Annotated in this window: 13 protein-coding genes and 1 pseudogene; 6 read left to right on the top strand and 8 right to left on the bottom strand. The window is 31.5% G+C overall.

From position 1 onward, the window contains the following. Position 1: 1 nt before the first annotated feature. From trpA to FBF21_RS01890, 6 genes are all read right to left on the bottom strand, one after another. Positions 2-751 carry a tryptophan synthase subunit alpha gene (gene trpA, locus FBF21_RS01915; protein WP_002875816.1) on the bottom strand — a complete coding sequence of 250 codons (750 nt, stop codon included), beginning with the start codon at positions 749-751 and terminating at the stop codon, positions 2-4. Then, positions 744-1,922 carry a tryptophan synthase subunit beta gene (trpB, locus tag FBF21_RS01910; RefSeq protein ID WP_002854204.1) on the bottom strand — a complete coding sequence of 393 codons (1,179 nt, stop codon included), beginning with the start codon at positions 1,920-1,922 and terminating at the stop codon, positions 744-746. The genes trpA and trpB overlap by 8 nt, the downstream gene beginning before the upstream one ends. Further along, on the bottom strand, positions 1,919-2,518 hold the full coding sequence (locus tag FBF21_RS01905; protein ID WP_002859444.1) for an N-(5'-phosphoribosyl)anthranilate isomerase: 600 nt from the start codon (positions 2,516-2,518) through the stop codon (positions 1,919-1,921). Before FBF21_RS01905 ends, trpB begins: the two co-directional genes overlap by 4 nt. Beyond that, a complete protein-coding gene (gene trpD, locus FBF21_RS01900; RefSeq protein WP_002868916.1) occupies positions 2,505-4,106 on the bottom strand; it encodes an anthranilate phosphoribosyltransferase in 1,602 nt (533 codons plus the stop codon). The genes FBF21_RS01905 and trpD overlap by 14 nt, the downstream gene beginning before the upstream one ends. Further along, on the bottom strand, positions 4,103-5,353 hold the full coding sequence (locus FBF21_RS01895; protein ID WP_168985426.1) for an anthranilate synthase component I family protein: 1,251 nt from the start codon (positions 5,351-5,353) through the stop codon (positions 4,103-4,105). The genes trpD and FBF21_RS01895 overlap by 4 nt, the downstream gene beginning before the upstream one ends. 202 nt (positions 5,354-5,555) lie before the next feature. Further along, positions 5,556-5,645, bottom strand: coding sequence for a hypothetical protein (locus FBF21_RS01890; protein ID WP_042635777.1), 90 nt, complete (start codon positions 5,643-5,645; stop codon positions 5,556-5,558). A gap of 122 nt (positions 5,646-5,767) precedes the next feature. Between FBF21_RS01890 and FBF21_RS01885 the strand changes: the two genes are divergently transcribed. From FBF21_RS01885 to FBF21_RS01875, 3 genes are all read left to right on the top strand, one after another. Then, positions 5,768-6,553 carry a sulfite exporter TauE/SafE family protein gene (locus tag FBF21_RS01885; RefSeq protein WP_002869736.1) on the top strand — a complete coding sequence of 262 codons (786 nt, stop codon included), beginning with the start codon at positions 5,768-5,770 and terminating at the stop codon, positions 6,551-6,553. Between the two features lie 72 nt (positions 6,554-6,625). After that, entirely contained in the window at positions 6,626-9,451 is a 2,826-nt protein-coding gene (uvrA, locus tag FBF21_RS01880) for an excinuclease ABC subunit UvrA (protein ID WP_002869735.1), read from the top strand. A 4-nt stretch (positions 9,452-9,455) separates the two neighbouring features. Beyond that, positions 9,456-9,899 carry a YqaA family protein gene (locus tag FBF21_RS01875; protein WP_002868165.1) on the top strand — a complete coding sequence of 148 codons (444 nt, stop codon included), beginning with the start codon at positions 9,456-9,458 and terminating at the stop codon, positions 9,897-9,899. Here the strand turns inward: FBF21_RS01875 and FBF21_RS01870 are convergent. After that, positions 9,855-10,862, bottom strand: a complete 1,008-nt coding sequence (locus FBF21_RS01870) for a nucleoside hydrolase (protein WP_002869734.1) — start codon at positions 10,860-10,862, stop codon at positions 9,855-9,857. The genes FBF21_RS01875 and FBF21_RS01870 overlap by 45 nt on opposite strands. Further along, positions 10,859-12,206: pseudogene (locus tag FBF21_RS01865) on the bottom strand (MFS transporter). Before FBF21_RS01865 ends, FBF21_RS01870 begins: the two are co-directional and overlap by 4 nt. A gap of 163 nt (positions 12,207-12,369) precedes the next feature. Between FBF21_RS01865 and polA the strand changes: the two are divergent. From polA to motB, 3 genes are read left to right on the top strand one after another with little or no spacing between them, the layout of a single operon-like run. Next, the gene (gene polA, locus FBF21_RS01860; RefSeq protein ID WP_002869733.1) at positions 12,370-15,009 is read left to right on the top strand and encodes a DNA polymerase I; all 2,640 of its coding nucleotides are present in this window, start codon (positions 12,370-12,372) and stop codon (positions 15,007-15,009) included. Between the two features lie 16 nt (positions 15,010-15,025). Continuing rightward, the gene (gene motA, locus FBF21_RS01855; protein ID WP_002869732.1) at positions 15,026-15,802 is read left to right on the top strand and encodes a flagellar motor stator protein MotA; all 777 of its coding nucleotides are present in this window, start codon (positions 15,026-15,028) and stop codon (positions 15,800-15,802) included. Between the two features lie 2 nt (positions 15,803-15,804). After that, positions 15,805-16,548, top strand: coding sequence for a flagellar motor protein MotB (gene motB, locus FBF21_RS01850; protein WP_168985425.1), 744 nt, complete (start codon positions 15,805-15,807; stop codon positions 16,546-16,548). Positions 16,549-16,553: the final 5 nt, after the last annotated feature.

Genomic DNA, 16,553 nt, shown 5'->3' with positions numbered 1-16,553 from the left:
TTTATTTTTTGAAAATTTCTTCAATATCTTTCATTATTATATCCAAATTTCCTTGTTTAAAACACTTTACTATACTAGTTCCTACAATCACTCCGTCAGCAACTTTTCTCATTCTTTTTACATCTTGATTATTTTGAATACCAAAACCTACAAAAATAGGCAAATTTGTAAAAGATCTGATTTCTTTTACTTTATCTTGCAAGATTGCTTCTTCGACACTTTTCGTACCTGTAATACCTATACTTGCTAATAAATAAATAAAACCTTTAGCATGTTTTACTAACTTTTTAACCCTTTCTTTAGGGGTTGTAACGCTTACAAGTGTGATTAAAGCTATATTATATCTTTCACACTCTTTAATTAAATCATCACTTTCTTCAAAACTTAATTCAGGTACAATCAAAGCACAAATCCCTAAAGATTTTGCTTTTTTCACAAATTTTTCCAAGCCATAAGAAAAAATTAAATTATAATAAACCATAAAAACCAAAGCTTTTTTAGTTTTTATCCTAGCTAAAAGCTCAAAAACACTATGAATATCCACGCTTTGATCAAGAGCTATTTTTGCCGCATCTGCAATAATCTCACCATCGGCAATAGGATCACTATAAGCAACACCAAGTTCTAAAATATCAATAGGGCTTTGATCCAATCTTTGCAAAAAAGCTTCACTTGTTTGAAGATTTGGATAACCTAAAACCGTATAAGCCACATTTGCATTTTCTTTATAAAATTTTCTAAAATCAACCATAAATCACCCCTTTTTTATAATCTCTAATCATTTGCATATCTTTATCTCCCCTGCCTGAAAGATTTACTACTATCACGCTTTTCTTTTTTAAAGTTGGACAAAGTTTTTCTAAAAATGCCAAAGCATGCGAACTTTCAATCGCTGCAATAATACCTTCTTCTTTACAAAGTAATTTTAAAGCCTGCATACATTCTTCATCACTTATAGCATGATATTGCGCTCTTTTGCTTTCAAATAAAAAAGCATGCAAAGGACCAATTCCTGGATAATCAAGCCCTGCAGAAACACTATGTACAGGCAAGATATTGCCTAAATCATCTTGTAAAACCTTGGTTTTCATACCGTGAATAATGCCTGTTTTTCCCTTATTTAAAGTCGCTGCATGATAAGGCGTATCAATGCCAAGCCCCCCTGCTTCAATACCTATAAGTTTAACATTTTCATCTTTGATAAAATCATAAAAAATCCCAGCTGCATTGCTTCCACCCCCAACAGCTGCGATAATATAATCTACTTTTTTATTGAGTTTTTGAAGTTGCATTTTGCATTCTTTTCCTATAATACTTTGAAAATGCATTACCATTTTAGGATAAGGATAAGGACCTACCGCACTTCCAACCACATAAAAAATATTTTTAATATCTCCAACCCAAGCTTGAATAGCCGCAGTAGTAGCTTCTTTTAGAGTTTTAAGCCCACTTTGTACTGCATGAATTTTAGCACCCAAAAGCTCCATTTTATAAACATTTAAAGCCTGTCTTTGCACATCGGTTGCCCCCATATAAATTTCACATTCAAGTCCTAAAAGTGCTGCTGCAGTGGCTGTTGCAAGCCCGTGTTGACCTGCTCCTGTTTCTGCTATGATTTTTTTCTTTCCCATTTTTTTTGCTAAAAGGGCTTGAGCGATGGCATTATTGATTTTATGTGCTCCGGTATGATTTAAATCCTCGCGTTTTAAATAAATTTCATGCTGATATTTTTTGCTTAAATTTCTAGCAAAATAAAGTGGAGTAGGACGCCCTACATAAGTTTTTAAAAGCTCGTTTAATTCTTTTTTAAAGAGTTTATCTTTAGAAAATTTCAAAAAAGCACCTTCTAGCTCATTTAAAGCAAACATTGCACTTTCAGGCAAAAACTGCCCACCAAAATCCCCATAATACGCTTTTTTCATTTTTTCAACTCCTTTAAAATTTGTTTTATTTTGTTGATATCTTTTAAGCCTTTTTCATCTTCAAGTTTTGAATTAAGATCTAAAATTTTAGCTCCCGTTTGTACAGCCTTATGAACATTATCCAAACCTATGCCTCCGGCTAATATAAAATCTTTAGTATAAGAACCTAATAAAGTCCAATCAAAACTTATTCCATTACCGCCCTTTAAAATTCCCTTAGCATCAAAAAGTACTAAATTAGCAAAAATTTCACTTTTTAAATCTAAACTATTTTCCACACTAATCACCTGCCAAACAAAAACATTTTGCACCTTTAAAATTTCAAATTCTTCTTTGGTAATAGTGCGATAAATTTGTATCCCATCAAGCTTAGCTTCTTTAATACATCTTAAAATTTGTTCCAAATTTTCATCTACAAAAACACCGACAACTTTTTTATCTTTTTCATGAAAAATTGCACTTAAATTTCTTGCTTGTTCTAAACTCACTCTTCTTGGACTTTTAGCAAAAATAAGTCCAAAAAAATCAATATTTAAAAAAGCTAAATCTTTGGCATTTTTTTCATCTTTAATACCACAAATTTTAAGCTTTAGCATAAGCTTGATACTCCTTAAAATATTCTATAACCTTACCTGAATAAATGGCTTCTAAAATCATATCTTTAGCCACTAAAGGCGAACTTGCTTTATTGGCTGTATAAAGTGCAAACATAGCATTTAAAACTACCAAATCAAATTTTGCCCCTTGCATTCTACCGCTTAAAATATCTTTTAAATCTTTAGCGTTGTCATATGCACTAGATCCTATGATTTCACTATGAAAAGCTCTTTTAAAACCAAATTGTTCAGGACAGATAGAATACTCTAAAATTTCTCCTTCACAAAGCTCATAAATTTTACTTTCATCGCAAATACTAAGCTCATCCATACCATCATTTCCTCTTACCACTAAAGCTTTTTTGCGTCCTAAATTTTTTAAAACCTCTATCAAAAGCCTATGCACAGGTGCGTGATAATTTCCCATAAGTTGATATTTTAACTTTAAATTAGGGTGCAATAAAGGACCTAAAACATTAAAAACCGTTCTTACTCCAAGTCTTGATCTGATCTCTTTAAGTTCTCCTACTAAAGGATGAAAAAATGGAGCATGTAAAAAACTAAGCCCTTGATTATTTAGTTGTTTTAAAACTGATTCTAAAGTGTTTGGAGTAGTTATATTTAAAGCTTCTAACACATCTGTACTTCCGCTAGAACTTGAAATGGCACGATTTCCGTGTTTGGCTACTTTTACTCCTAAAGCTGCTAAAATAAAAGCACTAGTCGTAGAAACATTGATACTTTTAAAACCATCTCCACCTGTTCCACAAATATCAATCATCTCACTCTCATCACTAAAAGTTTGAGAATATCTTAAAATTTGTCTTACAAAAGCACTTAAAGATTTTTCGTTTAAAGACTTTTCAGTGATTAAAATCAACAAAGCCGCTACTTGTAAAATTTCATAATCTTTAGACATAATAATCTTACAAATTTGCTCAAAATCATCGCTTTGTAAAAAATGATTTTCACTCATTTTTTGCAAATAAAAACTTAAAGGATTTTCTTGTTTTTGTGGTTTTTTTATATCTTGTTTTAAAAAATTAGAAAAAAGTTGTAAGCCATATTCACTAAAATAGCTTTCAGGATGAAATTGCACACCATAATAAGGTAAATTTTTATGTCCCAAAGCCATAATCACACCCTTTTCATCAAGGGCTAAAATTTCAAGCTCATCACTAAGCTGTTTAACCTCTAAAGAATGATAACGCATTACACTAAAATTTGAAGGCAAATTAGAAAATAATTCATTTTCCCTGCACTGTTTTATCAAAGAATTTTTTGCATGCATAGGCTCTTGCATCTTAACCACTAAAGAATCAAAAGCTAAAGCTAAAGCTTGATGTCCTAAGCAAATGCCCAAAACAGGGATATTAAGCCTTGCTTTAAAAATTTCAAGACAAATCCCACTTTGACTTGGATGCTTTGGACCAGGACTTAAAATAATATGAGTAGGATTTAAATTTTTAATTTCACTCAGAGAAATTGCATCATTTCTTCTTACTAAAATTTCATCATTGCTGAGTTGCTCTAACATGCTTTTAACATTAAAAACAAAAGAATCATAATTATCAATTAAAAGTATCATTGATTTTCCTTTTTTAAATTTTCAAAAGCTACCAAAAGCGCCTTGCGTTTAGCACAAATTTCTGCATATTCTTTTTGACTCTCACTTTGCAAAACAATACCCGCCCCACTTGCCAAATAAGCCTTATCTTGAGTAAAAAAAGCGCAACGGATTAAAATCGCTAAAGTTATGTCTTCGTTAAAATTTAAAAATCCTACCGCACCACCATAAATTCCACGATCGCAATCTTCAAGCTCGCTAGTGATCTCTAAAGCTCTTATTTTAGGAGCTCCGCTTAAAGTTCCCGCTGGAAAAACTGCTTCAATCACATCAAAAATACTCGCATCTTCTTTCATATTGGCATACACTTCACTCACTATGTGCATTACAAATTTATTTTTAATAATAGAAAAAAGATTTTCCACTCTTGTTTGAGTGCCAAATTTAGAAGCATCATTTCTTGCTAAATCTACAAGCATCTTATGTTCACTAAGTTCTTTTTCATCACTTAAAAGATCTTTTTCTAAAGCTAAAAGATCACAGTTATTTTCCAAATTTCTAGTTCCAGCAATAGGGGCTAAATAAATCTCTCTTTTTTTAATTTTCAATAAAAACTCTGGAGAAGAACCCAAAACAACACCATATTTACTTGGAAAATAAAACATATAAGCGCTTGGATTTAAAGCACTTAAATTCTCATAATAATCAAAAGCATTTACTTGATGTTTGATACAAAGTTGCTTACTTAAGACCACTTGAAAAATATCTCCACTTAAAAGATATTCTTTGGCTTTTTCGCACATTTTTAAAAAATCATTTTTTTCATCTTCTAAAGAATTTAAAATTTCAAAATCATTTTTTTGTTTCTTTTTCATTGGTTCAATATCATCTTTTAAATATTCAAAATATTTTGAAGCACCAAATTTAAAAAACATCTTGCTATTTTTCTCATAAATCAAATAAGCTTTAGCATTGGCAAATAAAAATAAAGGAAAATCATAATTTTTCTTAGAAGAAAGTGGAATTTTTTCAAACAAAGATACAAAATTTGCACTAAAAACTCCAAAAAATCCAGCAAAGTCGCAAATTTTATTCTTGCTTAAAGCTTCATAATATTTTGCCTTAAACTCGCTAAAGGATAATTCATTAGCATCTAAATAATCACAATCAATCCCTATAATTACCTTAGTCAAATCCTCTGCAAAATAAGAATTTTCAAATTTTTCAAGGATTTGTCTGTAATAAAAATTTACATTTTTAACAAACATAATAAACCTTTTTTTAAAAAAAATAAATTAAAATAATATTAAAGAAAAAATTTAGATAAAAAGAAGTTTAGAAACGCCAAGAGCGAAGAGTGTGTGTAAGTTTTAAAATCAAAGAATTACTAAAAAAATCATTTTCACTCATCTTTTACCTTTCTTATAAAATATTTCAAAAATTAAGACTTTTATGAAAATTTTTAAAGTCTTAATTAATTTTAATCAATAAATATAAATTTTGCTTTAAATTTAAAATAAATATTATAAAATCTTTATATTTTATAATATTTTGAAACATTTTTACGATGCTTAAAGTTACCAAAAAAATATTCTATTGTTATAAAAAACTAAGATAATACTTAGCTTAATAAGATAAAATTATTCCGTATTTGAAATATTTAATATTTTTTAGGAAAAGCTATGGAAATCACAGATTTACCTTATCTAATCATAGGAATCATTTCAGGTATTGCTTCTGGACTTTTTGGCATTGGTGGAGGTATGATTATCGTTCCTTCTATGTTCGCACTTGGAGCAAGTGCTCACCATGCTATCGGAATTTCAGTATTGCAAATGATTTTTGCAGCAGTTTTTGGCTCTTATATTAATTATAAGAAAAAAAATCTAAATCTTAAAGATGGTATTATGATAGGTTTTGGAGGGCTCATAGGGGCAAGCTTTAGCGGAATGCTTTTAAAAGCTTTAAGTGATGTAGCTCTTACTAGCGTATTTTTGGCGGTAAGTTGTATATTTTTTATCAAATATGCTTTTGGAATTAAAGAAAACATTGTGCAAAATCAAAGAAGCGTTTGGGTAAAGAATGTCATTTTATTTATTGCTGGAGCTTTTACTGGTATTTTTGCTATTTCTTTGGGAATTGGTGGCGGACTTTTAATTGCTCCGATTTTAGCTTATTTTTTAGGCTATGATAGTAAAAAAGTTGTTTCCTTATCCTTGTTTTTTGTTATTTTTGCTTCAGTCTCTGGTATTATATCTTTTTCAAATTCTGGAGTTATAGACTCTGAAGTTATTCATAAAGGAATACTAGTAGGTATAGCTTCTATGGTTGGAGTTTTTATAGGAATTAAAATCATAGAAAAAATGCATATTTCAGCTCATAGAAAAATTTTACTTTGCGTATATACCTTATCAATACTTGGAACCACCCACTCTTTGCTTAATAAGCTAAATTTTATAAATTTTTAACTTGGATTTATCCAAGTTCTTTTAATATTATTATGCTAAAATCTTAAATTTATTTAATGTTTAGGAAAGACTATGAACGATACCATAAAAATCATTGGCGCAAGAGAAAATAACCTAAAAAATATCCACCTTGAAATTCCCAAAAACAAACTCATTGTTTTTACAGGACTGAGCGGAAGTGGAAAATCAACCCTTGCTTTTGGAACTCTTTATACTGAAGGACAACGCCGTTATATAGAAAGTTTAAGTGCTTACGCCAGACAATTTTTAGATAAGGTAGGCAAACCTGATGTCGATAAAATCGAAGGTTTAACTCCAGCCATTGCCATAGATCAAAAAACTACTTCTAAAAATCCACGCTCTACTGTAGGAACCATCACTGAAATTTATGATTATCTAAGACTTTTATACGCAAGAGTTGGCATTCAACATTGTCATCAATGCGGACAAAAAATTTCATCTATGAGTGTAAGTGATATAGTCAGTGAAATTTTAAAATTTCCAAAAGGTGCAAAAATCATCATCTACGCCCCACTCATACGAGAAAAAAAAGGAACTTATGCAGATTTGCTTGAAAATTTACGCAACAAAGGCTATGTAAGAGCTCAAATTGATGGAGTTTTGGTAAGACTTGATGAAGAAATTGAACTAGCCAAAACCAAAAAACACACCATTAAACTTGTCATAGATAGGCTTGAAATTCAAGAAGATTTACTTTCTCGTCTTGCAAGCGATATAGAAAAAGGCTTACAAGAAAGCTTTGGAGAAATAGAAATAGAAGTTTTAAATCATGAGGAAATAAACCTTAATAAACACTATCATTTTAGCGAGCATTCAGCTTGTTTTGATTGTAAAATTTCCTTTGTTCCACTCGAGCCTTTAAGCTTTTCTTTTAATTCTCCAAAAGGAGCATGTGAAGCTTGCGATGGACTTGGAATTCGTTATACTTTAGATATGAAAAAAATCATCGATGAAAATTTAAGTCTCGAAAACGGTGCTGTTAAAATCATGTATGGTTTTAATAAAAGTTATTATTATAAATTCCTAATCGCCTTTTGCGAGCAAAATGAAATTCCTATCAAAATACCTTTTATGCAATTAAACGAAGAACAAAAACGTCTTGTATTGTATGGTAATGCCAAAACTATAGAATTTCTTTGGAAAAGAAATCGCCTAAAACGCACTTTTGAAGGCGTGGTTAAAATGGCTTATGAAATGCTAAAAGATGAAAAAGATTTAGCTGAATATATGAGTGAAAAAATTTGTAAAGACTGCGGTGGGCATCGTTTAAAACCCGAAAGTTTAGCCGTGAAAGTAGCCAAAAAAAGCTTGGGTGAAATTTTAGATATGAGCATAGAAGATAGTACGGCTTTTTTTGCAGATGAGAAAAATTTTTCTTATTTAAGCGAGCAACAAAAACTTATTTCTAAACCTATCCTAAAAGAAATCAACGAAAGATTGTTTTTCTTGTATGATGTGGGGCTAGGTTATCTTTCTTTAGGGCGCGATGCAAGAACGATTAGTGGGGGTGAAGCACAAAGAATCCGCATAGCTTCACAAATTGGCAGTGGTTTAAGCGGAGTGATGTATGTTTTAGATGAGCCTAGCATAGGACTTCATGAAAGAGATACTGCAAAACTGATTAAAACTTTAAGAAATTTACAACAAAAGGGCAATACCCTAATTGTCGTAGAGCATGATAAAATGACCATAGAAGAAGCAGATTTTATTGTAGATATTGGTCCAAAAGCAGGAAAATTTGGGGGTGAGGTTGTATTTAGTGGAACTTATAAAGAACTTTTAAAAAGCAAAAGCGAAACTGCACTTTATATGAATGGTAAAAAACAAATTTCACAACTTCAAAACAGAACACAGAAAGAATGGCTTGAGCTTAAAAATGTAAATATTAACAATATCCAAGATTTAAGCGTAAAATTTCCTTTGCAAAATTTAGTCGCTATAACAGGAGTTTCAGGTTCTGGAAAAAGCTCTTTGATACTTCAAACCCTACTTCCTTTTGCACAAGAGGAATTAAACCGTGCGAAAAAAGTTAAAAAACTTGGCGGAGTACAAATAGAAGGACTTGAAAAACTTGATAAAGTCATTTATCTTGATCAAAGCCCAATTGGGCGCACACCACGTTCAAATCCTGCCACCTATACAGGTGCTATGGATGAAATCAGAAATCTTTTTGCCGCCACTAAAGAAGCCAAAATGCGTGGTTATAAAGCTGGACGCTTTTCTTTTAATGTCAAGGGTGGAAGATGTGAGAAATGTAGCGGAGATGGAGAAATCAAAATAGAAATGCATTTTTTACCTGATGTTATGGTAGTTTGTGATACTTGCGAGGGCAAACGCTACAATGATGCCACGCTAGAAATCAAATATAAAGGCAAAAATATCAGTGAAATTTTAAATATGAGTGTTTTAGAAGCGAGTGAATTTTTTACAGCCGTTCCTAAAATCAAACAAAAATTAGATACTCTAGTAAAAGTGGGTTTAGATTATCTAACTCTAGGACAAAATGCCACCACCTTAAGTGGAGGTGAAGCACAAAGAATCAAACTTGCTAAAGAACTAAGCCGTAGCGATACAGGAAAAACGCTTTATATACTTGATGAACCTACAACAGGACTGCATTTTGAAGATGTCAATAAACTCATCTTAGTTTTACAACATTTAGTTGATCTTAAAAATTCTGTTTTTGTGATAGAACATAATTTAGATGTGATTAAAAATGCTGATTATATCATCGATATGGGGCCTGAAGGCGGAGTTAAAGGTGGAAAAGTTATAAGCACAGGAAGCGTGGAAAAAGTCGCTAAAGAACACAAAAAAACCCGTTCTTACACAGGATATTATCTAGACTTAGAGCTTAAAAATACACAAAAATCATAATTTTATGTTTGATTTTTTATATAATGATATTAGCTATTTGGGGCTTTTCATGGTGTGTTTTCTTTCAAGCACACTATTACCGTTAGCAAGTGAAGCCTTTGTTTTAGGCTTTATAAAACTTGATTTTACTCCGAATTTGGTACTTATCGTAGCCACTTTGGGTAATACCTTAGGAAGTTTAAGTACTTATGCTTTAGCGTATTTTGGAAAAGAAAAAATTTTAGAAAAATACTTTAGCAAATCCTTAAAAAAATTAGAAAATTTCAATGCTAATTTTGCTAAATTTGGAAGTATATTTGCTTTTTTTACTTTTTTACCTTTAGTAGGAGATCTTTTTGCCTTGGGACTTGGTTTTGCGAAATATTCTTTTTTAAAAACTATATTTTTTATCTTACTTGGAAAATTAAGTCGTTATGCTTTCATAATTTTCATAGCAAACTCCTTTTAAAAACCTCTCTTTTATAAGTTTTAAAAGCTTTGCATTGTCTACATTTTTTAGAATTTTAACACAATTTTTAGTGCTTAAATCCACCCCCATACTCATTTTTGGTTCTTTAAAACAACGCCAACTCATACCTCTTGCCAAAGAACTATCGCAAATAACATCAGCATAACACTCATCAAAATCTGCAATACTAGAATCTAATGCGTAAGCTATCGTTAAAGCATCATGTATCCAAGTTCCCTTTATACCACGTGTTTTAGAGGCATAATCAATCCAAACACCTAAAGTTTCAACGATAAAATCACATAAAATATTCTTACCTTGCAACTCTTTTAAATCCTCGTGTGTTAATAAAGTCTGCATGGTTGCATTATAAGGTATGAGTGTAATTTTAGCTCTTGAATTTAGCACTATACTAGCCGCCTCAGGATCAAAACCAAAATTTGTATCTTTAGTGTAATAAGGCATATCAAAACTGCCGCCCATAATAAAAAGCTCTTTAAGATTTATATCAAAATCTTTAAAAATTTTCATAGTCATAGCGATATTTGTCAAAGGTCCTATCGCACAAATAGAAATTTCTTTAGGATTTTTACTCACCAACTCACCCATTTTAAAAATCGCATCAGGATTTATATTTTCTAAAATTTCAGGACTTTTTATATTTTCCCAAAGATATTCAAGTTTAAAATTTTTAACACTTTCATCAAGTCTTTGACGCCAAGCTTTACTTGGTTCTTTTAGGGCTTCATTCGCTCCCAAATAAACGGGGATATTTAAATTTAAACGTTTAAATAAATCCTTAGCCACACTATAGGCAACAAGGCTTGGAACATTACCGCAAACTGTGCTTAGCATTTCAAGTTTGATTTCTTTAGATGACAAAATCAAAGCAAGTGCTAAACCATCATCAGTATTTGCTCCTGCAATAGCATTGCCTATGTCCGTGTCTAAGATAAGTCTCATATCGCATCTTCTATTTTATTTAAATCTCTACCTCTAGTTTCTGGCGCAAAAAATGTAGTCGCAAAACCTATACCTGCAGTTAATACAAAATATGTCGCGATAGGCCACCAAGCGCCATAATATGCAAGCAAAGCAGAAGCCACCATAGGCGCTGTTCCTCCTGAAAGAATAGAACCTAGCTCCTTAGCAAAAGCCATTTTTGTATAACGGTTTTTTACCCCAAAAAGCTCCACACCCCAAGCCGCTTGCACACCAAAAATCCCTAAAGATGCTAAAGACATACCTACAATAATAGTTAAAATCACAATAATTTCATTTTTACTATCTAAAAGCATAAAAGCAGGAAAAGCATAAATCATTAAAAGCAAACAAAACATTCTATAAGTAATACATCTTCCAAATTTATCACTTAAATAACCCGCCAAAGGAATAACTAAAAACCCTACCAATGAAGCTATCATTACCGCTGTAGTAGCTACTGATTTGTCTAAAAGTAAAATTTTAGTCACATAACCTACAATAAAACCTTGCGCAAGATAAGAAGGTCCATTTTCGCCTATTCTTAAGCCCACCATAGTCCAAAAAGCACGACTTCTTTGCCAAAAACTTCTTTCATCTTTTTTCATATGCTTTTCGTTATTAAGACGCAATTTCATCATTTCATTTTTTTGCTTTTCAAAAACAGGGGTTTCTTTGACATGAAAACGAATATATACAGCAAAAAGAGCGATTAAAATACTTCCCATAAAAGGAACTCTCCAGCCCCATTCTTTAAAACTTGCTTCATCCATTTGTACCATCAAAAGCCATACAAAAGACGCAAGCAAAGTTCCACTATTTGATCCTAAAGCAATCACAGAAGAAACAAGCCCTCTTCTCTTGCTAGGAGCATATTCTCCTAGCATAACTGTTCCACCTGAAAGTTCAGCTCCTGCGCCAAAACCCTGCATAAAACGCAATGCAACCAAACAAATAGGCGCCCAAACACCAATCACTGCATAACTTGGGATAAAACCTATCAGAGTAGTTGAAATTCCCATTAAAGCTATTGTAGCCATCATAACATTTTTTCTTCCGTGTTTATCACCTAAATGACCAAAAAACAAAGCCCCAATAGGTCTTGCAATAAAACCTATGCCATAAGTTACAAAACTAAGCAAAAGTGCAATTACTGGAGTTTGCTCAGGAAAAAATTGTTGCAGCTGCTAAACCATAAAGTGCAAAATCTGCATATTCCATAGCAGTTCCCAACCAGCAAGAAAAAACTGCCTTTTTAAAAACTTTTCTACCTTCAGGTGTGTTAAAATTCTTATCTGCAATTCCATCAATTTGCTGATTTGTCATTACATTTTCCTTACATTATTCATATAAAATTTTTACTCTACTCGATATTATGACTAAAAATTGAAGTATTTTCGCTTAAATATCTTTAAATTTCGAGACATTTTAAGCAAAATTTTGAAATAATATAACCAAAAAATATATTTTATCAAAAGAAGAAATTATTATGAAAACTTTAACTATTATTGATACTTTTGGATTTTTTTTCAGACTTTACTACGCATTAAAAGGTTTTAAAAATTCACAAGGACAAGCTAGTGGAATGATTAGCGGTTTTGCAAATTTTATTTATAACTTAAAAAATGAATATAAAAGTGATTATATTGTTTTTGCATTAGATTCCAAAGGAAAAACTTTTCGTAGTGAAATTGATCCAAACTATAAACAAAATCGCACTCCACCACCGCCTGAACTTCTAGAACAAATTCCAATTTGCATAAAGATGATAGAAAAAATGGGTTTTATAAGCGTTTCTCAAGAAGGTTATGAAGCCGATGATATCATCGCTTCTTTTGTAAAAACTTGTGAAGATAGGGATATTTTTGTACGCATTATCACTCAAGATAAAGATCTTTATCAACTCATAAAAGATGGCAAAACAAGCATTTACAGTCCTATTTCTAAAAACGACTATGATGAAGCAGCGTGTTTAGAAAAATACGGAGTAAAACCTAATCAAATCAGAGATTTTTTAGCTCTTTGTGGGGATAGTTCTGATAATATTCCAGGCGTTAAAGGTATAGGTGCAAAAGGAGCTAAAACCTTGCTTGATGAGTTTGGTAGCATAGAGGGAATTTATGAAAATTTAACCCTAGTACGTAACGAAAGAAGTCGTAACTTGCTTTTAGAGGGTAAGGAAAATGCATTTTTAAGCAAAAAATTAGCTTCTTTGTATGACAATTTAGAAGTACAAAATCTCATAGAAAAAGCCACTTATCCTGATGAAGAACCTCTTTTAAAAATACTTGAAATTTTAGAACATTACGAACTTAATACTTTGCTTAAAAAACTGCGTCAAAATCCTGATAATAAAGATAAAAATTTAGGTTTTAAAGCCACTTTAGTACAAGATGAAAACAAACTTTTTGAAATTTTAAATACCCTTGATAAAGAAAGTATTATTGCTTTTGATACCGAAACCACAGGACTTGATACTAAAGAAGCAAAAATTGTTGGTTTTAGTTTTTGCATGAATGAAAATGAAGCCTTTTACGTGCCTTTAACTCATAATTATCTTGGAGTAGGTGAGCAAATCTCATTGCAAAGTGCCAAAAAAGCTATAGAAGTAATCTTTAATCATTTTGTTATAGGGCACAATCTCAAATATGATTTTAAAATCATTCAAAACAATTTTGACTTAAATTTACCTCAAAAATACGCAGATACAATGATTTTGGCATGGCTTAAAAATCCTTCTTTAAGAGTAAATATGGATGATTTAGCCTTAAGACTTTTTAATTACGAAACCTTGCATTTTGAAAGCCTTGTTAAAAAAGGAGAAAATTTTGCAAGTGTAGAACTTGAAAAAGCTTGTAAATACGCTGCAGAAGATGCTTATATCACTTTAAGATTTTATCTTTATTTTTTAAAAAATCTTGAAACTCCTTTATTAGAACTTGCTAAAAACTGCGAATTTGATTTCATTAAAATCATTATGATGATGGAAGAAAATGGCATAAAGCTTGATACAAATGCACTTGAAATCCTTATGAAAAAATTTGAAAATGAAATCAAAAATTTAAGTGAAGAAATTTATACTCTTTGCGAGGATAGATTTAATCTAAATTCACCTAAACAAATGGGTGATATACTTTTTGAAAAACTCAAACTCCCAAGCGGAAAAAAAGGAAAAACAGGATATTCTACCGATGAAAAAGTTTTAAATATACTTTTAGATAAACATCCTGTAATTGCTAAAATTTTAGATTATAGAGAACTTGCCAAACTTTATTCCACTTATTGCGAACCTTTGTTAAAACTAGCGTTAAAAGATAAAAATTCACGCATTTATTCAAGTTTTTTACAAACTGGAACCGCTACAGGACGTCTTTCATCTAAGGATCCAAATTTGCAAAACATCCCTGCACACGGACAATATGCAAAAGATTATAAATCTTGCTTTGTAGCTAAAGATGGATTTAGTTTTATCTCTCTTGATTATTCTCAAATCGAACTTAGAATACTTGCACATTTTAGCGAAGATGAAAAACTTTTAAATGCTTTTGCCAATGATGAAGATATACACGCAAGAACAGCAATAATGATTTTTGGTGAAAGCAATTATGAAACCAGAAGTGTTGCAAAAAGTATAAATTTTGGACTTATTTATGGTATGGGTTATAAAACCTTAAGTCAAAATTTAAAAATAGAAGCTAATTTAGCCAAATCTTACATAGAAAAATATTTTGAAAATTTTACTAGTATTAAAAAATATTTTGAAACAGTTAAAAATGAAGCTAAACAAAATGGCTTTATCACTACTTTAAGCGGTCGCAAGCGTTATTTTGATTTTGAAAACGCAAAACCTATGCAAATTGCCATGTATGAAAGAGAAAGCATTAATTCAAGCTTGCAAGGCTCAGCAGCAGATGTAATCAAGCTTGCAATGCTAGAAATCAATAAGGAATTAAATGAAGATAAAAAGCTTATTTTACAAATTCATGATGAATTAATTTTTGAAGTAAAAGACGATTTGTGTGAAAATTTTGTAAAAAAAACTAGAGATATTATGGAAAATATAGTAAAATTAAAAGTAAAATTAAAAACAAGTTCAAGTATCGCCAAAAATTGGGGCGATTTAAAATAATCAAGGAGATAAATTAATGGATCTTTCAACCATATTAGGAATGGTGCTTGCAGTTACTAGTATTTCGGTAGGAGATATACTAGAGGGAGGCAATCCTTTGCATGTTGTGCATCTTTCTTCCTTTCTCATAGTTATGCCAACAGCTGCATTTTGCGCAATGACTTCTACGCATAAAAAAATTGTAAAAGCAGCCTACAAAGAACTCAAAGTTGTTTTTAAAGGTTCTGGAGTAAATTTACCCGAAAGGATAGCCCAGCTAGTCGAATTTGCTATTATTGCAAGACGAGATGGTCTTTTAGCGTTAGAATCAAGAACCAGTGAGATTGAAAATGAATTTTTAAAAAATGCTATGATGATGCTTGTAGATGGTAAAAGCTTTGAAGAAATTCATGAAAGCATGGAAATACAAACTGAACAACTTGAAGAGCATTATAAAGAATGTGCAGAATATTGGATAGTATTTGGAGAGACTTGTCCTACCATGGGGCTTGTTGGAGCGGTTTTTGGACTTATTTTAGCTCTTAAATTACTAGACAATCCTCAAGCAATGGCAGCAGGTATTTCAGGTGCTTTCACGGCTACAGTTACGGGAATTTTTGGCGCTTATGCACTTTTTGCTCCTTGGGGGAAAAAATTAAAAGCTAATGGAATGGATCTTGTAAAAGAGCAAATTGTCATTACTGAAGCTATAAAAGGAATTGCAGAAGGTGCTAATCCTAGAGATTTAGAAGCTAAACTTTTTAACTTCTTAAGTCACGATGATCCAAGAATTTCACAATTTGACAAAGGTTAAAAATGGCTAAAAAACATAAATGCCCAGAATGTCCAGCAGGCGAAAAATGGGCTGTACCTTATGCGGACTTTCTAAATTTGCTTTTGGCACTTTTTATTGCTCTTTGGGCAATTTCTAAAACAAATCCTGCTAAAGTAGAGGCTTTAAAAACTGAATTTGTTAAAATCTTTGATTACACCTCTACTCAAACAGTCAAAGAAGAGAGTAAAACCCAAGAAAAATATAAAGGCGCAGCAAAAGAAGAAAGCGATGAACTCAAATCGTTAAAACAAATGACTATGACACAGCAAGAAACTATCAAACGTCTTCAAGCAGCTCTAGATCAAAGCGATAATCAGGTTGCTCTTAACCTTCCATCTAAAGTTGAATTTGAAAGAGGTAGTGCTCAAATCGTTTCAGCTGATATACAAGATTATTTAAAACGTATGGCTGAGCTAACAACATATTTGCCACCTCAAGCAAAAATAGAAATTAGAGGCTATACAGACAATAGCGACTCTATTATAAGAAGTTATGAACTCGCCTACCAAAGAGCGGAAAATGTATTAAAATATTTTATAGAAGGTGGAGCAAATTTGAAAAATATTAGCATTAAAAGCTACGGGCTTAATAATCCCATCAATGGAAATCCGCAAGCCCTAGAAAATAATAGAGTAGAAATATATTTTAAAGTCGATACGGCAGATACAAGCACTCAAAAATCAGTTCTTGAACTTATCAATAAAATAGGAACTAAAGCACCTTAAAAGTT

Origin of the sequence: Campylobacter sp. CFSAN093238, assembly GCF_012898015.1 — a bacterium.
GTDB lineage: Bacteria > Campylobacterota > Campylobacteria > Campylobacterales > Campylobacteraceae > Campylobacter_D > Campylobacter_D jejuni.
This window is presented reverse-complemented; position numbering and strand designations above follow the sequence as displayed.